The organism is Qipengyuania sp. CAU 1752, assembly GCF_054482615.1.
Genome location: NZ_JBTLRE010000001.1, coordinates 1,479,808 through 1,500,941, shown reverse-complemented (window position 1 = coordinate 1,500,941; position 21,134 = coordinate 1,479,808). Strand labels below are relative to the sequence as shown.

Annotated in this window: 17 protein-coding genes; 5 read left to right on the top strand and 12 right to left on the bottom strand. The window is 61.3% G+C overall.

Annotation, left to right across the window (positions count from 1 at the left end):
• Positions 1-21 precede the first annotated feature (21 nt).
• Positions 22-708 carry a transcriptional repressor LexA gene (lexA, locus tag ACXYL9_RS07315; RefSeq protein ID WP_459038925.1) on the top strand — a complete coding sequence of 229 codons (687 nt, stop codon included), beginning with the start codon at positions 22-24 and terminating at the stop codon, positions 706-708.
• Between the two features lie 66 nt (positions 709-774).
• Here the strand turns inward: lexA and ACXYL9_RS07310 are convergent, their stop codons facing one another.
• The gene (locus tag ACXYL9_RS07310) at positions 775-2,964 is read right to left on the bottom strand and encodes a ComEC/Rec2 family competence protein (protein ID WP_459038924.1); all 2,190 of its coding nucleotides are present in this window, start codon (positions 2,962-2,964) and stop codon (positions 775-777) included.
• 28 nt (positions 2,965-2,992) lie between these two features.
• Here ACXYL9_RS07310 and gltX point away from each other — a divergent pair, with 28 nt between their 5' ends.
• From gltX to ACXYL9_RS07295, 3 genes are read left to right on the top strand one after another with little or no spacing between them, the layout of a single operon-like run.
• Positions 2,993-4,426, top strand: a complete 1,434-nt coding sequence (gltX, locus tag ACXYL9_RS07305; RefSeq protein ID WP_459038923.1) for a glutamate--tRNA ligase — start codon at positions 2,993-2,995, stop codon at positions 4,424-4,426.
• 32 nt (positions 4,427-4,458) lie between these two features.
• Positions 4,459-5,742: a citrate synthase gene (locus ACXYL9_RS07300; RefSeq protein ID WP_459038922.1), complete on the top strand. Its 1,284-nt coding sequence runs from the start codon at positions 4,459-4,461 to the stop codon at positions 5,740-5,742.
• A 13-nt stretch (positions 5,743-5,755) separates the two neighbouring features.
• Positions 5,756-5,959 carry a hypothetical protein gene (locus tag ACXYL9_RS07295; RefSeq protein WP_459038921.1) on the top strand — a complete coding sequence of 68 codons (204 nt, stop codon included), beginning with the start codon at positions 5,756-5,758 and terminating at the stop codon, positions 5,957-5,959.
• Between the two features lie 9 nt (positions 5,960-5,968).
• Here ACXYL9_RS07295 and ACXYL9_RS07290 read toward each other — a convergent pair whose 3' ends face one another.
• Genes ACXYL9_RS07290 through ACXYL9_RS07275 form a run of 4 tightly spaced genes read right to left on the bottom strand, consistent with a single transcriptional unit; the run spans position 5,969 to position 9,896 of the window.
• Positions 5,969-7,351, bottom strand: coding sequence for a sensor histidine kinase (locus tag ACXYL9_RS07290; protein ID WP_459038920.1), 1,383 nt, complete (start codon positions 7,349-7,351; stop codon positions 5,969-5,971).
• A gap of 3 nt (positions 7,352-7,354) precedes the next feature.
• Entirely contained in the window at positions 7,355-8,317 is a 963-nt protein-coding gene (locus tag ACXYL9_RS07285) for a hypothetical protein (protein WP_459038919.1), read from the bottom strand.
• Positions 8,318-8,355: 38 nt separating this feature from the next.
• Positions 8,356-9,537, bottom strand: coding sequence for a hypothetical protein (locus ACXYL9_RS07280; protein ID WP_459038918.1), 1,182 nt, complete (start codon positions 9,535-9,537; stop codon positions 8,356-8,358).
• A gap of 53 nt (positions 9,538-9,590) precedes the next feature.
• Entirely contained in the window at positions 9,591-9,896 is a 306-nt protein-coding gene (locus ACXYL9_RS07275) for an Hpt domain-containing protein (RefSeq protein WP_459038917.1), read from the bottom strand.
• 70 nt (positions 9,897-9,966) lie between these two features.
• On the opposite strand from ACXYL9_RS07275, the gene ACXYL9_RS07270 reads away from it, so the two are divergent.
• Positions 9,967-12,597, top strand: a complete 2,631-nt coding sequence (locus ACXYL9_RS07270) for a coiled-coil domain-containing protein (protein ID WP_459038916.1) — start codon at positions 9,967-9,969, stop codon at positions 12,595-12,597.
• Positions 12,598-12,604: 7 nt separating this feature from the next.
• On the opposite strand, the gene ACXYL9_RS07265 is transcribed toward ACXYL9_RS07270, so the two are convergent.
• Genes ACXYL9_RS07265 through nuoL form a run of 7 tightly spaced genes read right to left on the bottom strand, consistent with a single transcriptional unit; the run spans position 12,605 to position 21,133 of the window.
• A complete protein-coding gene (locus ACXYL9_RS07265) occupies positions 12,605-12,883 on the bottom strand; it encodes a DUF1467 family protein (protein WP_459038915.1) in 279 nt (92 codons plus the stop codon).
• Positions 12,884-12,889: 6 nt separating this feature from the next.
• Positions 12,890-14,539, bottom strand: coding sequence for a ribonuclease J (locus ACXYL9_RS07260; protein WP_459038914.1), 1,650 nt, complete (start codon positions 14,537-14,539; stop codon positions 12,890-12,892).
• A gap of 10 nt (positions 14,540-14,549) precedes the next feature.
• Positions 14,550-15,326 carry a type III pantothenate kinase gene (locus tag ACXYL9_RS07255; RefSeq protein WP_459038913.1) on the bottom strand — a complete coding sequence of 259 codons (777 nt, stop codon included), beginning with the start codon at positions 15,324-15,326 and terminating at the stop codon, positions 14,550-14,552.
• 11 nt (positions 15,327-15,337) lie between these two features.
• Positions 15,338-16,048 carry a biotin--[acetyl-CoA-carboxylase] ligase gene (locus ACXYL9_RS07250; protein ID WP_459038912.1) on the bottom strand — a complete coding sequence of 237 codons (711 nt, stop codon included), beginning with the start codon at positions 16,046-16,048 and terminating at the stop codon, positions 15,338-15,340.
• On the bottom strand, positions 16,045-17,508 hold the full coding sequence (nuoN, locus tag ACXYL9_RS07245) for an NADH-quinone oxidoreductase subunit NuoN (protein WP_459038911.1): 1,464 nt from the start codon (positions 17,506-17,508) through the stop codon (positions 16,045-16,047). Before nuoN ends, ACXYL9_RS07250 begins: the two co-directional genes overlap by 4 nt.
• Entirely contained in the window at positions 17,508-19,055 is a 1,548-nt protein-coding gene (locus ACXYL9_RS07240) for an NADH-quinone oxidoreductase subunit M (protein ID WP_459038910.1), read from the bottom strand. The genes nuoN and ACXYL9_RS07240 overlap by 1 nt, the downstream gene beginning before the upstream one ends.
• Complete coding sequence (gene nuoL / locus ACXYL9_RS07235) at positions 19,055-21,133, bottom strand: NADH-quinone oxidoreductase subunit L (protein WP_459038909.1); 2,079 nt, start codon at positions 21,131-21,133, stop codon at positions 19,055-19,057. The genes ACXYL9_RS07240 and nuoL overlap by 1 nt, the downstream gene beginning before the upstream one ends.
• Position 21,134 lies beyond the last annotated feature (1 nt).

Here is a 21,134-nt window from a genome sequence, read left to right as displayed (position 1 = left end):
GCCATCAGGGAGCCAATGTCCATGCTGACCGCAAAGCAGCACGAATTGATCCGCTTCATCCAGCAAAGGCTGGAGGAGACAGGAATTTCGCCCTCTTTCGAGGAAATGAAGGAAGCGCTCGACCTCAAGAGCAAGTCGGGGGTTCACCGCCTGATTTCGGCCCTGGAGGAACGCGGTTTTATCCGTCGCCTGCCCAACCGGGCGCGCGCACTGGAAATACTCAAGCAGCCCGAGGATGCCGTCGGTGGCGGTAAGGCGCAGGCGCCTAGCAATGTGGTCGATATCCGCACTGCTGCTCCGGTCGCGCAGGCGGCTCCCGCCAATGACGTCATCGAGATTCCCCTGCATGGGCGGATTGCTGCCGGCGCTCCGATCGAGGCGCTGGAAGATCACCAGTCGCTGCCAGTTCCGGCAGCGCTGCTTGGCCCAGGCGACCATTACGCGCTCGAAGTATCGGGCGATTCGATGATCGATGCCGGGATTTTTGATGGTGATTATGCGCTTATCCGCCGGACCGACACGGCCCGTGACGGCGAAATAGTGGTGGCGCTGGTCAATAACGAGGAAGCGACGCTCAAATATCTGCACCGCGAAAGCGGGCGGGTGAGGCTTGATCCGGCCAACGCCACTTACGAAGCGCAGGTCTATGATCCGCACCAGGTCCAGGTTCAGGGCAAGCTGGCCGGATTGCTGCGACGCTACCACTAGGATTGTCTCGGAGAGGAGGGGCCCTGTCCCCGCAGGTATTGCCCCCCGTGCAAAGGGTGTCCCGCCCTATTGCCGCTCCCTCCACTCCCTACCGCGCCACCAGCCATGCTCGCCCTCGGTTTCGGCGACGCTGGCGAATTCTTCTTCTGACAAATACAGCGCTAGACCGCCCGATTCCGTCAGGAAACGACGGTCGGTCTTGAGCCAGCGCGGCCGACAACTCCGAGGCAACCACCTGTCGGCAATGACGATATCGGCGCGTTCACAAGCCGCGGCCAGCGCTCGTTCCTCCACCTGGTCCCGGCTTCGCGCCATCAACAAATGCCAGTCTCGATCATTGCGACGCAGCGAGATGGAACAGAATTCGCGGCTGCAGCGGGCGCGCGGCCAGTTTTTGACAGCTATCGGTTCCCCGTCCATCCCGGCCAGTTCAAGCAGATTGTCACGCGCGTAGTCGGACCGGCTCTCGCGCAGCATGACCAGGTGATCCCGCTCGACGATCCCGACATGGCGACCGTCATTCGAGATAAGCACATCCGGCGTCGGAGTTGCCGACAGCAGCATTGTCGCCACGATGGCCGGTGCAAATCCCAACAACCTCGCGCGTCCTCGCCACAAGGCCAGCCACAGCCCGCCGATGACGAACAGGGCCAGCGTGCCAAGGCCCATTTGCGGCATCAGCTTGACCGCACCTGGCTGTCCGGCGGTGAAATGGGCGATCCACAACAACAGGTCGAGTGACTGTCCTGCCAGCCACCATGCTGGCGCTCCCAGCCCCAATATGTCGAGCAACAGGCCAAGTGCGATCAACGGCATCGAGACGAAGGTCACCAGCGGTATCGCCACCACATTGGCGAGCGCGCCGTAAAAGCCAGCACGATGGAAATGATACAGAACGATCGGCATCAGGGCGATTTCAATAACCAGGCCGGTCACCAACAGCATCAGCGCGCGGCGTCCGACATGGGTCCACCAGCCTTCGTCACGCGGGGCGAGAAACCGCTTCACCGGCTCCGCATTGTGCAGCGCGATGATGGCGATAACGGCCGCAAAACTCATCTGGAAACTCGGCCCGATCAGGGATTCAGGCCACAACAGCATGACAAAGGCCGCAGCGACGGCAACCATGCGTAGCGAAAGGGGTTCGCGCCCCAGGGCGATGGCGATGAGAACCAGCACCGCAGCCGCGCAGCTTCGCACAGTCGGTACCTCGGCCCCGGTTAGCAGCGTGTAGCCGATCCCAGCCACTGCACCGACCGCTGCTGCCACCAGCGGCAGTTTGACCCGAAGCACCAGCCACGGCCACAACGCCAGCAGCTTCAAAGCGAGGAAGTAGGACGCGGCGACGATCGCGCTGACATGCAAGCCACTTATCGAAAGCAGGTGGGTCAAGCCGGCATCGCGCATCGCGTCGTCGTCCGCCTCGGAAATGGCGCCGCGATCTCCGCTTGCAAAGGCAGCCGCGATGGAGCCGGCAGAGCCGTCCAGCTGTCCGCGAACGTGACCTGACAGGAAACGTTGTAATGCTGCCAGACCGCTCGCCTCGGCAGGTGGCTCGACAATCTCGATTTCGCCGATCACCGATCCGGTTGCAGCGTAGCCATCGAACCAAGCCCGACGTGCGAAGTTATAGGCGCCCGGAACCATTGGCGGAGCTGGCGGCATCAGCCGGGCACGTAGCCTCAGAATGGCGCCTTCGCGCATGTCGTCCGCTGCCAAATCCAGCGGGACATTCAACCTGATCTTGCGCGCGGCCCCGGCCTCTGCGTCACGAACGGCGAGCACCAGCCTTATTTGGTCGCGAGATGGCTGTTCTTCACGCTCGAGCACCCGTCCGAGGTACCATTGCACTGTCGGCGCGGGGATGGCCTCGGCCCCGATCATGGCCGAACGCGTCCAGATCAACCCGGTGCCGAAACCTGTAGCCATGGACAGCGCCAGTAGTGCCATGCCGAGGTGCGGCAAGTGGCCCCGGGACTGGATCTGAAAACCTGCCAGCGTGAGCAGCCCGCAACCCGCCATGACCGCCACCCACCCCCACGGGTTTGGCAGGAAGAACCACAGCCCGATCCCAAACGCCAGCGCAACCGCTATCCACGGCGCACGATCAAAACCGGAATCGGCGAGCGCGCGTTCGATGCCGCCCGCCATGCTGGACAAGCGCCAACGCGCCTGCCAAGGGCGTTGCTGCATTGCAACATGACCCGACCCCGGATCGCCTGCAACTGGTATCTCGGGCGCGCCGTTGGTCGCCATGAAACCGATTGAAAGGAAGCTGCGCCAGATGGCAAGCACTGATGGAGCCGACACCGGAACGGTCGTCACCCGTTTCGCGCCCTCGCCGACCGGATACCTTCACCTGGGCGGAGCCCGGACTGCCCTGTTCAACTGGCTGTTTGCACGCCACCATGGCGGTAAAGCGCTGCTGCGGATCGAGGACACCGACAAGAAGCGTTCGACCCAGGACGCGATCGATAAGATCATTGAAGGGCTCGATTGGCTCGGCCTAGAATATGACGAGGAACCGGTGTTCCAGTCACAGCGCGCCGAGCGTCATGCCGAGGTCGCCAACAAGCTGCTGGAAGCCGGACACGCCTACAAGTGTTTCGCCACGCCGGAAGAACTCGAAACGATGCGCGCCGAACAGCGCGCCAACAAGCAACCACAGCGTTATGACGGGCGCTGGCGTGACCGCGATCCGTCCGAGGCGCCCGAAGGCGCGCCGTTTGTAGTCCGGCTTAAGACCCGGACCGAAGGCGAAGAGCGAATCGTCGATGCGGTCCAGGGAGAAGTCACTGTTCGCAATGCCGAAATCGATGACTATGTCCTGCTGCGCGCAGATGGCACGCCGACCTATATGCTTGCGGTGGTGGTCGACGATCACGACATGGGCTGCACCCATATCATTCGCGGTGACGATCACCTCAACAACGCCTTCCGCCAACTGCCTGTCATCCATGCGATGAACGAGATCGAGGGGGACTGGCGGGTGCCTGTCTACGCCCATATCCCGCTGATCCACGGGACTGACGGAGCCAAGCTGTCCAAGCGTCATGGTGCGGTCGGCGTCGAAGCCTATCGCGACGAGATGGGTGTGCTGCCCGAGGCCCTGTTCAATTATCTCCTTCGCCTCGGCTGGGGCCACGGCGACCAGGAGGAATTCACGAGGGACCAGGCGGTCGAGCTTTTCACGCTTGATGGCGTGGGCAAGAGCGCTTCGCGATTTGACACGAAGAAGCTCCTCAATCTCAATGGCTACCACCTCCGCGAAGCCGACAATGTCCGGCTGGCGAAGCTGGTCGCAGGCAAGATCGGTCCGCAGGCCGATGAAACCTTGCTCGCTGAAGCGATGGATGTTCTGAAGGTCAGGGCCAAAGATCTCAACGAACTGGCAGAAAGCGCAACCTTCCTGTTCGTCACCCGGCCGTTGCAATTGACCGAGAAGGCCGCTGGTTTGCTGGACGACGAAGGGCGCGCCAGATTGCGCGAGGTTCACGAAGCGCTTGCGGCTGAAAATGACTGGACAATCGAAGCCCTCGAAGCCACTACAAAGGCGCTCGCCGAGCGACTTGAATTGGGGCTCGGCAAGCTTGCGCAGCCCATGCGAGCAGCTTTGACGGGGACGACCACGTCTCCTGGAATTTTCGACGTGCTCGTCCTGCTCGGCAGGGAAGAGTCCCTCGCGCGGATCGACGCGCAGGCGACCCCCACCGAATAGGCCGAGCAACAACAATTTGTAGGAGAACAAGTATGGCAGACACGGCAAAGCTGGAGCTGAACGGCCAGACGCATGAATTTCCTGTGCACCAGGGTACTACTGGCCCCGACGTGGTCGACATTCGCAAGTTGTACGGTGCAACCGGTGCCTTCACCTTCGATCCGGGCTATAAGTCGACTGCCAGCTGTGAAAGCGCGCTGACCTATATCGACGGCAATGAAGGCGTTCTGCTCCACCGTGGCTATCCGATCGGGCAGCTCGCCGAGAATTCCAGCTTCATGGAAGTCAGCTACCTGTTGCTAAACGGCGAACTTCCGAAGAGCGACGAGCTTGACGATTTCACCTACACCATCACCCGTCACACCATGCTACACGACCAGCTGCGACAGTTCTATCAGGGTTTCCGCCGCGATGCGCACCCGATGGCGATCATGTGCGGCGTGGTTGGCGCGCTGTCAGCGTTCTATCATGACAGCACGGATATCTCGGATCCCGAGCACCGCAAGATTTCAAGCCACCGGCTGATAGCCAAGATGCCGACCATCGCGGCCTGGGCGTACAAATACTCGATCGGCCAGCCTTTCATGCAGCCGAGCAATGACCTCAGCTACACCGGCAATTTCCTGCGCATGACCTTCGGCGTTCCGGCCGAGGAGTATGAGGTGCACCCGGCGATCGAAAAGGCCATGGATCGGATCTTCATCCTCCATGCCGACCACGAACAGAATGCCTCCACCTCAACCGTGCGACTGGCCGGTTCGTCAGGCGCCAACCCGTTCGCTTGCATCGCGGCCGGTATTGCCTGTCTGTGGGGCCCGGCGCATGGCGGCGCCAACGAGGCCGCGCTCAATATGCTGCAGGAGATCGGCACGCCCGACAAGATTCCGCACTATATCGAGCGCGCCAAGGACAAGAACGACCCGTTCCGCCTGATGGGCTTTGGCCACCGCGTCTACAAGAACTACGACCCGCGCGCGACCGTGATGCAGCAGACTTTGCGCGAAGTTTTCGAAGCGCTGGACGTCAAGGATCCTGTTTTCGAAGTCGCATTGCAGCTCGAGGAAATCGCGCTCAACGACGATTACTTCAAGGAAAAGAAGCTGTTCCCGAATGTCGACTTCTACTCGGGCATCATCCTCAGCTCGATCGGCTTCCCGACCACCATGTTCACCGCGCTGTTCGCTCTCGCTCGCACCGTCGGCTGGGTGGCACAGTGGAACGAGATGATCTCCGATCCAGGTCAGGTTATCGGTCGTCCGCGTCAACTTTATACCGGACCGACCGAACGCGACTACATCTCGATCGACAAGCGCTAGGCGGAAAGCCCGGATGAAGCTGCCGGGATTCCTCATGCAAGTACTTGGCCTGACCATGCTCCTGACCGGGGCATGGTGGGTCTTGCAAGGAATTGGCTTGGTCGGCGACCCTGCCACCAGCTATATCGCCGGACGGCAGGAATGGGCCTTCATTGGCGCAGCCGTATTTGCGCTGGGCGGAGTAGTCTTCGGGCTGTCCCGCCGATATCGGGACTAGCGGGTAGGCTTATTCTCCATCCAATACCGGCAGGGTCAGGGTGAAGGATGCGCCCTTGCCCACCGCGCTCTTCACCTTGAGGTCGCCGCCCATGGCTCGGGCGAGCCTGCGCGAGATGTAGAGACCGAGCCCCGACCCGCCATCTCCACTACGGCCGAGCCTCTCGAATTTCTCGAAGATCGCATCCTGCTGGTTTTTCTCAATCCCTGGACCTTGGTCGGTCACGCGGGCACCGGCACGCTTTTCGCTGCGAGCCAGATCGACACGGATGGTGGAGCCTTCCGGTGAATAGCGGATCGCATTCCCGATCAGGTTGAGCAGCACCTGCAGCACGCGCCGAAATTCGCCGATGGCGGGGCAGTTCTCATCCCGGTCGGGTACTTCGATCGTGATACGCTTTTCCTGCGCTGACACGCCTAGGATACCGGCAGCCTGACGCACGACATCGACCATGTCGATCTTGTCCGGCGCGGTCGAAAAGTCCTTGGCTTCGATCACTTCCAGATCGGCAAGATCATCAATCAGCGACAGCAAGTGCTGCCCGGCCGATGCGATGTCGGCTGCATAGTCGCTATACTCGTCGGCCAGCGGCCCGGCGAGCTTGGTGCGGATGGTCTCGGCATTGGCGATGATACGGGATATGGGTTGACGCAGAACGGGGGAGAGGTCTCGTCCCATGCGGGCCTGGACCTGCTCATTATTGCTGCGCCGCGAATTGGCACGCGGGACCCAAGCCCGGTTGGCGACGAGGTAGAGTTCGAAACCCTCACTCCCCGGCTCCGACGAACCCAGAGGTATTAGGCGCGCGGTCCAACGGCGGGGACTGTTCTCGATCTCGCAATATGACTGATCGAGCAATCGCCAATGCATCGGTTGAGCATGCTGATTGCCAGGAAATGTAACGAAATCTGTCCACGGACGCCGTGGGCTTGCCTCGATCGCCGCGATCATTTGCTGCAGGTCTTCGGCCTCGCTTACGACAGTGAGGATGCGTTGCTGAGGATCGAGACGCGCGTGCAGCTCGGCCAGCGCGTTGTCGATGGCATCTCGACGAACGGCGGCGTCATCGCTGCCCTGATCTGCGGGATTGGAAGTCTGCCAGGTCTGTACTGCAATCGAGCACCCTTGCTCGGTCCTCCCCACGTAGGGTGTGACCTCTACCCATGCAGTGATCCGTTCAGAGCCGTCGAAAGCGCGGATGGTCCGCGCTAGCTTCAGGTCCATTTCGCGCGCTTTGCGGACCAATTGACGCAATTCGTGCACTGCGATTGCGCCGGGAATGTCGCCGCCACAATTGCGCTGGAGCGTAGCCAGAGGCTCGTCCGCCTCGATCAGGCAATCCTCGGCGTCGGTACGCGCCTTGGCAATCAGGGCATCACGAGAACGGGACACCGATCAGTCGGCCCGCCACCCGGCCGAAGAATCGAGAATCGCTTGGGCCCGGTCTGCACGGAGTTGCGAGAACCCCTCCGGCAGTGACACATCGGGGTGGAGGTAGATAAACTGTTCGCTTACCTCTTTCGCGTTGAGACCTGCGCCACGCAGCCCGAGCGCAAGACGCGCCATCTGTCGGTCATTGGTCGATAGCGCAACCACATCACGGGGCTGCTGCGATATCGATGCCAGTGCGGTCAAGAAAAGCGCGGAGCCCGAATGCGAAATCGTCAGGGCAGCACGGACACCCCCACCCATCCCTTCGACAAGGCGGGTAAGCAAACCAAGCCGAGTCCGGCTTTCGTCGAAACTTTTGCGCAAAATAGTCTCGACACGGTCGGTGACCGTTTCGCCCAACCCTTCGGAAAATTCATGCCAGCTTGTCAGCGCTTGGTGAAACAGGTCGGCCGGAAGTTCCGTAATCGGCAGGTGCATCCGCTTCTGATGTTGGATGAAGCGGGCTTGGCTGGCCAGGGCCTGCATTGCCAAACTGGCGATCTCGACCTCATCCGAAGCGATCAGTGACTGCAAAAGCGGCGACAGAACCGGATCGATCGAGCTGCGACTTTGTAGTCTCTGTGCCAGATTGCACTCGATAGCCAAGGCGTGGCAATGAGCGAGAACGCCGGGACCCGACGCAAAGCTGGTGGCGAGTTCTCCGGCGTTGCGCGAAGCAAATCCGTGTGGGTCAGTCTCGTCGACCACTTGGGCCTGCACTTCGAGCATCTGGTATGCGATGCTCGTCAACATGCCCCGCACACCAGCCACGATCTCGTCGCTGAACAGCGAATGGTCGTGATTGGCGAGCAGATGGCCGAGTATCGGCTCCACCGTCCCGAGCACGACATCACCATGCGCGAGTTCTTCGCGCAGCACAGCCTCGACAGGGGCTTCCGCAGATACAGGGTTGTCAGCTTTGGTCATTGCAGCCTCGATCATCGGCCACACATAGCGCCCTATGGTTAAACGTGCGTTATTGCTGACCGGTTTCGCATATTAAGCACAATTACGCCGAGTGCGAGTGCGGTGAGCAAGGCCGGACCAGCCATCCATTGCTCTGCCGTACCAGCAATTGCGCAACCCAGCCAGAACGGCCATCGGTCCGCGAAAACCCGGCCAGATCGGCCCGGCTCACGGCTGGCGACAAGCCATGACGCCCAAGCGACCACCGCTACATAAATACTTGATTGCCATGTAGTTTCTGACACCAATCCGAAACCAAGCCCGACTACGCCAAGCACTTCCAGCGGCAGCAGCTTCAATGAATTGGACCACCTCGACGCGGTAACCGAATAGACCAGCGGGTTGCGCAACTGCTGCAGAGAGAACCACGCACGGGCCAGAATACTCGCTAGCGCTACAAGCGCCAAGGCAAGCGCAGGGCGGTCGAAATAGAGGCTCACGCTGGCAGATAAAGCCAGTAGAACGCCTGCCACGCCCCCTGCCAGCACGATTTCGGGCCGATCCACCAACCAATGCCGCAATTTATCAGCAGGTTGGCGAATCGCCCCACTGTCGTGTTCACCATCTTTAGGAGTTTGAGCCAACTGCGGCGGGTTGACGGAATGAAGGCTCCATCTGTCCTGTGCCAGCCATGGTTCCGGCAAGGCAACCTCGCGTACCCGAGCGATCCGGGCAGCCCGCAGTAACGCAGAAGCAGGTGCGATATCTTCGCCCAGTGCATCTAGGCCTTCCAACACACGGCCGGGCAGGACCATCGCGCCAGCCCAGCAATGGTCGCGGTCGAGCCGTTCGAAACCGGCCGGTTCGCCCTGCTCGGCAGGTAATCTCAGGACGACCGGACCGTCGGACAGAAGGTCGAGCCCGGATGGGTCGGCAATCAACAGACCTTCCGCCAGGACGAGCAATTGATCGTCTTGCCGCAGCCCGCCCAGCAATTGCCTACCCCGCTGGATCAACCGAAAGCGCGCGCCGCCTTTCTCCGCCAAGCGCTGGGCCGCAATGGCCAGATCGTCCTGCTGGGCGGTAAATAGCCAGATCGAGCGACATCCTAGCGCCAGAGCAGCGTCAACCTGCCGTTCCAGCACGCTGGTCCCGCCGACGAGGCGACGACCGGACACGACGGAATCGACCGCCGCATCGAGCGTGAGCAATGCAGTTTTTGACGGAGTGCCTGGAGCCATCGCGTCCGTAGCGATACGGCGCTGGCAGCGCGATTGGCAAGTCGCTGGCGGTGTTAGTCCGCCGAATCGAATTTGCGCACGAAACCGGCAAGCTTGCGCAGGATTACCGGATCGCCGGGCGCGGATTCTATTGCTTCCTGAGCCAGCGCCATCAAGGGCTCGGCATGGAAACTGGCGGCAAGGCCCTTAATCCGCTGCGCCGCAACGATCCAATTGCCGTCACATCGGGCGCGCGACAACAGATCTACCTGCTGTTCTACGCTCTCACGAAAAGCTTCGCGCAATTCAGCGTGCAGCGCGGCGTCTTCCCCGGCTGCCGCCGCTAATGTTGCAGAAAAGGCACCATTTTCGAAAGCCATAACTGCCCGATACCGCCAACACAGTTAATGTAGGGTTTAATACTGGCCATAAAGTGATAGAATCGCTGGCATGAGCGGGGGTCATCACATCCGGGCTGTCGGCGCTGCAGGCGAAGACAAGACCGAGAATTCGCAAGGCGTTGAGAGCGACGAGTTCGTTCTCGACACGCCAGTTGAGGAAGATTTGGAGCTCTACGAGGAGTGGGAGGAAGAGCAGCAACCGCGCAACCGCGCTTGGCTGCTACCGTCACTCGCCCTCGCCGCCGTTCTCGGCTGGACAGGCTTTTTTGGCTGGGCCCGGTTCGACGCAATCCTCGCCGGGACCACACCCGGCCAGTGGATCGACTGGACAGTGCAATGGTCCGTCCCGGTCCTCCTGGTCGTGACGCTATGGCTGCTGGTTCAGCGAAACAGCACCCGCGAAGCCAATCGCTACGGCCAGGTAGCCAGCGCGCTGTCCGCGGAATCGCAACGGCTCGAAACACGGCTCTCGATCGTCAATCGCGAACTCAGTCTTGCCCGTGATTTTTTGGGGTCGCAGGGGCTTGAGCTGGAATCGCTCGGCCGTGTCGCGAGCGAACGGCTGAGCGAGCATGCCGACCGGCTGCAGTCACTCGTCCGCACCAATTCCGACCAGGTCGAACAGATCGCCAGCGTCAGCACCACAGCTCTCGAAAACATGGACAAACTGCGCGACGACTTGCCGGTCATCGCCAATTCCGCGCGCGACGTGGCCAATAATATCGCCCACGCCGGGGGCACCGCCGAGGGCCAGATCGAACGCCTTGTCGGCGGGTTCGAGCGTCTCAACGAATTCGGTGCCACGAGCGAACGGCAGGTGGCAGCACTTAGCGAACAGGTCGACGCAACGCTCGCGGCATTCGAAGCGCAGGCGACACAAATGGAAGATATTACTTCCGCTCGTTTTGCCGCGCTGCGTGAGAAAAGCGAAGAATTCCGGGGCGAGCTCGACAGCCGCGAGGTCGAAAGCTTGGCTGGCTTGCGGCGTCGTGCTGACCAACTGGCAGGGGAACTTGCATCGACCCGGACCGAACTTGAAGAGCAGGAGGAAGAAGCGCTGCGTTCGATGCGCGCGCGGCTCACCAGTCTGCGCAGCGAAAGCGACACAATCGCCCGATCGATCCGCGACGGCGAGGAAGAAGCTCGCGGCCTGTGGGTCTCCCAAATCGAGGCCATGAAGGAACGGCTTGGCGAAGCAGTCGAGCAGATCCGGAAGATCGATGAACAGGCGCTCGCGCACGCGCGGAAAAAGCTGCAGGGGCTTCGCGACGAGGCTATGGCGGTCGATGCCAAGCTGACCGACCGAAACCGCTTCTTTCAAGCCGAGATGGGCGTACGCCGCGACGCGCTCGAAAGCGCGGAGCAGCAGGCGCTCGAAGCGTTGCGCGAACAGTTTGAAGCTATCGATACTGAGCTCGCCTCGCGCCGTGAGCGGCAGCTAGAGCAAGCTCGCGCCTTCGCACAAAGCACCGCCGCGGTTACCGCCCAGATCGGCGACCTGACCGAACAGATCGAATCGCTCGCTTCGCAAGGCACGGAAACACAACGCGGAATGCTCGAAACAAGCGAGGCGTTGGCTCGCAATCTAGCCTCCGGCCGCGATGACATAACTGCCACCAGGGGTGTGATCGATGAACTGACCGAAGCCTGCGTGCGCCTGCTCGAATTGATCCGGGCCAGCGCTCAGCACAGCAAGGATGATCTACCTTCCGCAATCGGTGTTGCTGAAGAACGTCTTGCCGCCGCCCGCGATGCCTCCGAGACTCTCGGCGTGATGCTCGAAGCCGGGGTCGCCCGCTCCGAAGCTATCTCCAACTATGTCATCTCTGCCAACGAAAATGGCAATGCGCTAGACGCGCGTACCGACGCACTCGAGACGCGATTAAGAACACTTGCCGGAAATTTCGGCGCCGAGATCAGCCGGCTTCGCGAGACCCTGGCGACGCTTGAAGACGACAGCGAGCGTGTCGCCGAAGTAAGCAAGACGGCGCTGCGCGATGGGCTCGAAACCCTGCAGACCAAGCTGCGTGAGGCGTTGGCGCTTGCTGGGGACGCAAGCCGCGAGGAGATCGACCGGATCGCGGCAGGTATCGGGGAACGTGCCGCGGGCGCAGTCGACCGCGCCGTGCAGGAGAAATCCAACACTGCAATTGCACAACTCGACGAGGCTGCAGCGCGCTCATCCACCACGGCGCGCGAAGCGGCGGTGCAATTGCGCGACCAGCTCTCGCTCGTAAACGAACTGGCCGGCAATCTTGAAAACCGCGTTGCCCTCGCTCGCGAACGGGCCGAGGAACAGGTCGACAATGATTTCGCCCGACGCGTTGCGCTGATTACCGAATCGCTCAACTCCAATGCGATCGATATCGCCAAGTCACTCTCCACGGAGGTGACCGATACCGCTTGGACGAGCTATCTGCGCGGCGATCGCGGTATTTTTACGCGGCGTGCGGTCTCGCTCCTGTCCAACAGCGAAGCGCGCGAAATTGCCGAATTGTTCGATGCGGACATGGAATTCCGCGATCATGTCAGCCGCTACATACATGACTTCGAGGCCATGCTGCGTACCATGCTCTCGACCCGCGACGGCAATGCCATCGGTGTGACGCTGCTCAGCAGCGACATGGGCAAGCTGTACGTTGCGCTGGCACAGGCGATCGAACGGCTGCGTAGCGAGTAATGTCGGACTAGCCTGTGCGCCTCGTGGTTCCGAACAGGTCGATCATCTCGACCGTGATCCACTGGTATTCCCAATTAAGAACCCATAGCGCGGTCAGCAGCACCGACAGGATCGTTGCGCGCACGACCACCTTGCCGGGGCGAAAATTGGCCGGCGCGCTGTCAGCCTGGCCCGGCACCTTGTCCACCCCCAACTCATCTGCCGTGCGGATTCCGAATGGCAGCAGGATGAAAGCCGACATCACCCAGAACAGCGCGTAAATCGCTATGATGGAAGTCCAGGCCATATCCGCTCAACCTTGCGCCAGCATGACTTTGACCTGCGGCTTCTTGCCTGACCAACGCGACGCTGCGCGGCGCGCGGCGAGCCGGGCCGCCTCGATCACAGAATCGCGGTCACGGGCGTTCTTGCCACGCAGGCGTTTGAGCGCTGTAACGATGTCGGACTCTGCCTCAGCAACGAAATCGGCGTAATCCTCGTCCAGCGGCAGGCCCATGGCCTCCACTTGCGGTCGTCCCTTGGCGTCGAGGACCACCATTACCACGCCATTGTGCGCCAGGCGGCGGCGCATGACGATGCTATCCCCGTCAGCGGGAACGATGATGTCCCCGTCGAGCACCAGCCTGCCGGTCGGGACTTGCGCGATCTTGCCCGGCGCTCCAGGTGCGAGGCGCACGATGTCGCCGTTGGATTGGAATGTGCAGTGGTCAATCCCTTCGGCCTGTCCGAAACGGCACTGTTCCTGCATGTGGCGGACCTCGCCGTGGACCGGCACGAGGATATCGGGACGCAACCACCCGTAGAGTGCCGCGAGTTCCGGCCTCCCAGGGTGGCCGGAAACGTGGATCATGCTCTGACGATCACTCACCATGATGATGCCGCGTTCCGCGAGCCGGTTCTGGACCTTGCCAATGCTGATCTCGTTGCCCGGGATCTGCCGGCTGGAAAACAGGACCACGTCGCCGCTGGTCAGCTCGATCGGGTGGCTTTGTTCGGCAATCCGACTGAGCGCGGCGCGGGGTTCACCCTGCCCTCCCGTGGCCAGGATCATTACTTCTCCGCGCGGCATTCCCATGGCCGTATCCCAATCAATCGTCTCAGGGAAATCGGCGAGATAGCCAGCCATTTTTGCCACTTCCAGGATACGCTCGATGGAACGCCCGGCGACGCATAATGCCCGACCCGTTTCGCGCGCGACTTCACCCAGCGTCTGCAATCGTGCGACGTTCGAAGCGAAGGTGGTGACGAGCACACGGCGGCCTTCCCATTTGCGAACTTCGTCGAGCAACCCCTTGTGAACAGCCCCTTCCGAACCGCTGGCGCTGGGGTTGAAGACATTGGTGCTGTCGCACACCAGCGCCAGTACACCCTCGTCCCCAATCTCGCGAAGCTCTTCCTCGGTAGTCGGTTCCCCGATGATCGGATCCTCGTCCAGCTTCCAGTCGCCGGTATGAAAGACGCGCCCGTGTGGCGTGTCGATCAATAGCGCATTGCCCTCGGCAATGGAGTGCGCAAGGGGAAGGTAGGTTACCGTGAAGGGGCCAAGCTCGATCTCGCCGTGGTCTTCCTCGATGATGTTCAGTTCTACCGCGCCTTCCAGTCCGGCTTCCTGCAGCTTGCGGCGGACCAGTTCGGCTGTGAACGGCGTCGCATACAGCGGCACCCCGAGATCGGCCGCGAAATATGGTACTGCGCCAATGTGATCTTCGTGGCCGTGTGTCAGCACGACGCCGAGCAAATCATCGACCCGATCCTCGATAAATTCGAGATCAGCGAAGACCAGCTCGGTGCCCGGATATTCATTGGCGCCGAAGGTCATGCCCAAGTCGACCATCAGCCACTTGCCTTGGCAGCCATACAGGTTGACGTTCATGCCGATTTCGGCCGAGCCGCCCAGCGCCAGGAACAGTAATTCGTCCTCGGGTTTGAAGTTCTTTTTCAATTGCCAATCCTCATTGGGATGCGTGCTCGGCCAGGATGGCGAGCCCCTCGATGGTGAGATCGGCATCTACATGGTCGAAAATATCTGTCTTCTGATCGAACAAGATCGCCAGGCCGCCGGTAGCGACGACCTTGGCCGGTCGCCCGATTTCGGCGCGCATCCGCTCGATCAGCCCTTCCATCATCGCGACATGGGCCCAGAACACGCCGATCAGCATCTGGTCTTCGGTGTTGCGGCCAATGACGCTGCTGGTTTCCGGCGCGCGAATGGCGATCCGAGGAAGCTTGGCAGTCTTGCCCACCAAGGCATCAAGCGAGAGGCTGATACCAGGGGCGATGATGCCCCCCTTGTAGGTGCCGTTGAAATCAATCGCTTCAAACTTGGTCGCGGTACCAAAGTCGACCACGATCAGGTCGCCGCCATATTTCTCGTGTGCTGCGAGAATATTCAGGGCGCGGTCCGCGCCCAGCGAGCTGGGCTGTTCGACATCGATCTGGAATGGCCAGGCAGCCTTGTCCTGTCCGGCTATGATCGGCGTGATATCGAAATATTTTTCGCACAACACCGTCAGGTTATGATTGGCCCGTGGGACGACGGAGGCGAAGATAATCTGCGAGATATCTTCGCGGGCAACGCCTTCGATCTGGAGCAATTGCAGCAACCATACGGCATATTCGTCACCTGTGCGGCGCGGATCGGTAGCGATGCGCCAGCGGGCGCGAATCTCGCGGCCTTCGAACAGGGCGAAGACGACATTGGTATTACCGACATCGGCGGCGAGCAGCATGGGATTTTCCTTCAGGCGAGCAAGACATCGCCGGCGTGAATGGCACGGACAGCCCCGTCTTCCAAGCGCAGCAGCAATGTTCCGTGCGGGTCGAGGCCAGCGAATTGCCCCCCGATAGTCGAGCCATCAGGTTCATGGATGCGCAGCGAGGTGCCGACAGGCGTTCCCACTGCCTGCCAGCGACGCAGCAGCGGGTCGAGACCGTAGGTCCGCCACCTCTCAAGCTCGCGGTCGAGCGTAGCCGCGAGTGTTTGCGCGAAACTGTCTCGATCAGGCGCTGGGCCGACGGTGGACAGCGCAATTGTCTCGCGGTTGGGCACACTAGGCGCTGACGCAAGGTTGACGCCTATGCCGATCACGACCGCGTCCTGAGCCCGTTCGAGCAGGATGCCGCACAGCTTGGCCGCGCCGAGCAGAACGTCGTTAGGCCATTTCAGCATCAACGTCGAAGGGGTTGGGCAGTATGGTTGAACGCTTTCGTAAACGGCGAGTCCCGCCACCAGCGAAAGGGAATGTGCGGGTGGATCCTGTGGTCCGGTCCGAACTACGGTCGATCCCATGAAATTGCCCAACCCGTCGAACCAGTCGCGCCCCTGTCGTCCGCGCCCGGCGCTTTGCCGGTCGGCCACCAGCCAGTCGCCCTCACCCACCCGCTCACCTGCAGCGAGCCGCTGGAGCAGATCGGCATTGGTGGAGCCGGTTTCGGCGACGGTTTCGATCAAGAGGCAAGGAACAATGCAGCGGCCGCGTTATCGGTCAGACCACCCAGCCAACGCATCGCCAGATATCCGAGCGGCGAGATGATGACGGCGCTCAGCACCAGCAGCACCCAGTGAGCCGTATCGGACTTGCCCTGCACCCGGTCGACGGCATCGTCGAAGAACATCACCTTGACGAACTTGATGTAATAGAACGCGCCGATCACGCTGGCAGCGATGCCGATCGCAGCAAGCACCACGAGGTCGGCCTCGACCGCGGCCTGAAATACCACGAACTTGCCCCAGAATCCTAACAGCGGCGGGATACCGGCCAGGCTGAACATCAGCAGCAACAGGCACCATGCAATAGCCGGACGGGTGGTCGACAGTCCCGCGATATCATCGAAAGTTTCCAGCGGAACACCGTCGGCATCGCGCAGCATCAGCAGGGCGACGAAGCTGCCAAGCGACATGACGACGTAGATTGCCAAATAGGTCAGCATCGCGCCCAGTCCGGCGACAGTCGCGGCGGCGAGACCGATCAGGATGAAGCCGACATTGTTGATCGAGCTATAAGCCAGCAGGCGCTTGAGATTATTCTGACCGATCGCGCCCAGCGCACCGAGCACAATCGACGCCAATGCGGCGAAAATAACGATCTGGCGCCAGGCATCGGCCTGGTTGCCGAACGCGTCGAGCGTGACCCGCGCAGTCAGCGCGATGGCGGCGACTTTGGGCGCGGTGGCGAAGAATGTCGTCACCGGCGTCGGCGCACCTTCGTAGACGTCGGGCGTCCACATGTGGAACGGCACGGCCGAGATCTTGAACGCCAGCCCGGCCAGCACGAAAATCACGCCGAACAGCGCGCCGGTCGACATCTCGCCGGTCAGCGCCGCGCGCACGCCTTCGAAGCTGGTCGTGCCGGTGAAGCCGTAAACAAGGCTCATGCCGTACAGCAGGATGCCCGAGGCCAGTGCCCCGAGGACAAAATACTTGAGCCCCGCCTCGGCCGAGCGCGTGTCGTTGCGCAGGAAGCTCGCGAGGACGTAAGCGGCAAGGCTGTTGAGCTCGAGCCCGATGTACAGCGTGATCAGGTCGCCGGCTGAGACCATCACGCTCATACCCAGCGTCGCCAGCAGGATCAGTACCGGATATTCGGGCTTGTAGGCCGATAGCCGGTTGAAGAAGCTCGGCGCGACCATCAGGCAGGCAATCGCCGCGAGATAGATCAGGATCTTGGCGAAACTGGCAAAGCTGTCGGCGTAAAACTGGCCGTTGAATGCAACTGTTCCAGGTCCGGCGGCTCCTTCAAGCAAGGTCGGGGCAACCATGACGGTCGCTGCGCCCAGCGTGGTGGCAGCCAGGATGCTAACGAGCCGGGCAGTCTTGTCACCGACATAGGCGGTCACCAGCACCAGCAGCAGAGCCGAGATCGCGATGACGATTTCAGGCAGAACGAGGGTGAGAGAGGAATGGAGTTCCATCAGTGTTCTCCCTCCGCGCCATGCTCACCAGCGAGCGCATTGGCGGCCTCGGCACGCGGTTCGCCGGCCTTCAGATGTGCGTCACCAGCGGGAGCCGCCCGGGCAAGACGCGCCTCGAGCGCAGCGATATCGGCACGCATGGGGGCGAGGAAGCTTTCGGGATAGACACCCATCCACAGCACGGCGGCTGCGATGGGCGCGAGGATGGCCCATTCACGGGCGTTGAGGTCAGTCATGGCAGCGGCGTCCTCGTGGACCTGCACGCCGAACACGACCCGGCGATAGAGATAAAGCATGTAGCCAGCGCCCAGGATGATCCCGGTGGTAAGGAACAGGGTGACCGTGCTCGACACCTGGTAGGTGCCGGTCAGGCTCAGGAACTCGGCAATGAAACCGCTGGTGCCCGGCAAGCCGATGCTGGCCATGGTGAAGAGCAGGAAGAACAGCGCATAGCGCGGCATGTTGATGGCCAGCCCGCCGTAACGCGAGATTTCACGGGTGTGCAGCCGGTCGTAGATCACACCGACGCACAGGAACAGCGCGCCCGAGACCAAGCCATGGCTGAGCATCATGACCATTGCACCCTCAAGACCCTGCACGTTGAAGGCGAACAGGGCAGCGGTGACGATCGCCATATGCGCGACCGAGGAATAGGCGATCAGTTTCTTCATGTCTTCTTGCACCAGCGCGACGAGCGAGGTGTAAATTACCGCGATCACGCTGAGGACGAAGATCAGCGGGACGAATTGCGCGGACGCCTCAGGGAACATTGGCAGGCTGAAACGGATGAAGCCATAGCCGCCAAGCTTCAACAAGACGCCCGCAAGAATGACCGAACCGGCCGTCGGGGCCTGAACGTGGGCGGCGGGAAGCCAGGTGTGGAACGGGAACATTGGCACCTTCACCGCGAAACTGGCGAAGAAAGCGAGCCACAGCCACGTCTGCGCCCCGGGCGCGAAATCGAACTGCATCAGCGTGGGGATGTAAGACGTGCCGGCGACGTTCACCATCCACAGCATCGCCACCAGCATCAGAACCGAGCCGATCAACGTGTAGAGGAAGAACTTGAAGCTGGCGTAGATCCGGTCCGCCCCGCCCCAAATGCCGATGATCAGGTACATCGGGATCAGGCCAGCTTCGAAGAAGATGTAGAACAGGAACAAGTCCTGCGCCACGAACACCCCAATCATCAGCGTTTCCATGATCAGGAACGCGGCCATGTATTCGCCAACGCGCTTTTGAATCGCATCCCAACTGGCGAGGATGCAGATCGGCATCAGGAACACGCTGAGCATGATCAGCATCAGTGCAATGCCATCGATGCCGAGACGGTATTCAAAGCCTGCGAAGATGTCCGCAGCCTCGGTAAACTGCCACTGCGCGCCGCCCACATCGTAAGCCGCCCACAGCGCGATGCCGAGCGCGAGGTCGATCAGTGTCGCGCCCAGCGCCAGCATCCGCGCGGCCTGTGCATTGACGAAGAAACACGCAATCGCCGCGATCAATGGCACGAGAAGCATGGTGGTAAGGATGGGGAAGCCTTCCATCACAGGAGCACCCAGGTAATCGCGGCGACAATGCCAAGCAGCATCACCAACGCATAGCTGTAGAGATAGCCGGACTGGAACCGCTTGGCCGCGCCCGAGCCCTGCATGACGACCCACGCCGCGCCGTCAGGCCCGAAACGGTCGATCACGCCGATATCGATGATCTTCCAGAACTTGCGACCGATCCAGAATGCAGGCTTGACGAAAATCGTGTTGTACAGCTCGTCGAAATACCACTTGTTGAAGAGGAAATCGTAGACCGGGCCGAGTTGCTTGGCAGCCTTGGTCGGGATCGAGGTGTCGCGGATATAGGCCATCCAGGCGATCGCGAAGCCGAGCAGCATGACCACGGTGGCGGTCAGCTTCACCCACAGCGGCACGACGTGCAGCGCGTGGATCAGGCCTTCATTGAAGTAGATCGAATTGCCCCAGAACCCGTTGGGATCGACACCCTCGGTCGAGCCGTCGATGAACGGGTATTTGAAGAGATAGCCAGCGAAGATCGCACCGACCGTCAGCACGACCAGCGGGACCAGCATCGACCACGGACTTTCATGCGGGTGATAGCCCGCGGTGCCGTCAGCATGGTCGGGTGAAGGAACGTGGTGGGCCACATCATCGCCGGCATCTTCCTGCACCGGCGGATTGCCGTGCTCGGGATCATCGTGCCCGTGGTGGACGGCGTGCTGGATATGCTCGCTCTCGGCCCAGCGCGGCTTGCCCCAGAAGGTCAGGAACATCAGGCGCCAGCTGTAGAAGCTGGTCAGCAGCGCGGCGAAGGCACCGGCCCAGAAAGCGAAGTTGGAAACCTCGGTGCCGCGCGCAAAGGCCGCCTCGAGGATTGCGTCCTTGGAATAGAAACCGGCAAAGCCGAAGAAGCCCAGCACACCGACACCGGTAATCGCCAGAGTGCCTGCCAGCATGGCCCAGAATGTGATCGGGATCTTCTTACGCAGGCCCCCATAATACCGCATGTCCTGCTCGTGATGCATGGCATGGATGACCGAGCCAGCGCCCAGGAACAGCAGCGCCTTGAAGAAGGCGTGGGTGAACAGGTGGAACATGGCGACGCCATATGCACCGACGCCAGCGGCAAAGAACATGTAGCCTAGCTGCGAACAGGTCGAATAGGCGATGACCCGCTTGATGTCCCACTGGGTGGTGCCGACGGTGGCGGCGAACAGGCATGTGGCAGCGCCGATGAAGGTCACGATGGCCAACGCCGTCGGCGCGGTTTCGAACATGGGCGAAAGGCGGCAGACCATGAACACGCCCGCAGTCACCATGGTGGCGGCGTGGATCAGCGCGCTGACCGGGGTCGGGCCTTCCATCGCGTCAGGAAGCCATGTGTGCAGGCCCAACTGCGCCGATTTGCCCATCGCGCCAATGAACAGCAGGATGCACAAGATATCCATGGTGTAAAAGCGATAGCCGAAAGCACCGATGATGCTGCCGCTCATCGCCGGGGCGGCGCCGAGGATTTCAGGGATCGAGACGGTGCCGAACACCAGGAAGGTGCCGAAAATGCCGAGCATGAAGCCAAGGTCGCCCACTCGGTTGACCACGAAGGCCTTGATCGCGGCGGCGTTGGCGGACGGTTTCTTGAACCAGAAACCGATCAGCAGATAGCTCGCCAGGCCCACCCCTTCCCAGCCGAAGAACATCTGCACCAGATTATCGGCGGTCACGAGCATCAGCATGGCGAAGGTGAACAGCGAGAGATAGGCGAAGAAACGCGGCTGGTCCGGGTCTTCGTCCATGTACCCCCAGGAATAGAGGTGGACGAGCGCGGAGACGGTGTTGATTACCACCAGCATCACCGCGGTCAGCGCATCGACGCGCAGCGCCCAATCAAATTTCAGCGTACCCGATTGCACCCATTGCAGGACGGGCACGACAGTGGCTTCCTGCGACCCGCCGAGAAAGCCCATGAAGATGGGCCAGCTCAAAGCGGCGGACAGGAACAATGCGCCGGTAGTGATGCCCTTGGCAAACACGCTCGGCGCGGACTTGTTGGTCAGCCCGGCAACAATCGCAGCCAGCAGCGGCGCAAAAACGATGATCAGTATCGGATGCACC

Excerpts from the sequence above, each read along its gene's own strand:
- lexA (WP_459038925.1), top strand. The coding sequence starts at position 22 with ATGCTGACCGCAAAGCAGCACGAATTGATCCGCTTCATCCAGCAAAGG.
- ACXYL9_RS07310 (WP_459038924.1), bottom strand. The coding sequence starts at position 2,964 with ATGGCGACCAACGGCGCGCCCGAGATACCAGTTGCAGGCGATCCGGGG.
- gltX (WP_459038923.1), top strand. The coding sequence starts at position 2,993 with ATGGCAAGCACTGATGGAGCCGACACCGGAACGGTCGTCACCCGTTTC.
- ACXYL9_RS07300 (WP_459038922.1), top strand. The coding sequence starts at position 4,459 with ATGGCAGACACGGCAAAGCTGGAGCTGAACGGCCAGACGCATGAATTT.
- ACXYL9_RS07295 (WP_459038921.1), top strand. The coding sequence starts at position 5,756 with ATGAAGCTGCCGGGATTCCTCATGCAAGTACTTGGCCTGACCATGCTC.
- ACXYL9_RS07285 (WP_459038919.1), bottom strand. The coding sequence starts at position 8,317 with ATGACCAAAGCTGACAACCCTGTATCTGCGGAAGCCCCTGTCGAGGCT.
- ACXYL9_RS07280 (WP_459038918.1), bottom strand. The coding sequence starts at position 9,537 with ATGGCTCCAGGCACTCCGTCAAAAACTGCATTGCTCACGCTCGATGCG.
- ACXYL9_RS07275 (WP_459038917.1), bottom strand. The coding sequence starts at position 9,896 with ATGGCTTTCGAAAATGGTGCCTTTTCTGCAACATTAGCGGCGGCAGCC.
- ACXYL9_RS07270 (WP_459038916.1), top strand. The coding sequence starts at position 9,967 with ATGAGCGGGGGTCATCACATCCGGGCTGTCGGCGCTGCAGGCGAAGAC.
- ACXYL9_RS07265 (WP_459038915.1), bottom strand. The coding sequence starts at position 12,883 with ATGGCCTGGACTTCCATCATAGCGATTTACGCGCTGTTCTGGGTGATG.
- ACXYL9_RS07255 (WP_459038913.1), bottom strand. The coding sequence starts at position 15,326 with ATGCTGCTCGCCGCCGATGTCGGTAATACCAATGTCGTCTTCGCCCTG.
- nuoN (WP_459038911.1), bottom strand. The coding sequence starts at position 17,508 with ATGGAACTCCATTCCTCTCTCACCCTCGTTCTGCCTGAAATCGTCATC.
- ACXYL9_RS07240 (WP_459038910.1), bottom strand. The coding sequence starts at position 19,055 with ATGGAAGGCTTCCCCATCCTTACCACCATGCTTCTCGTGCCATTGATC.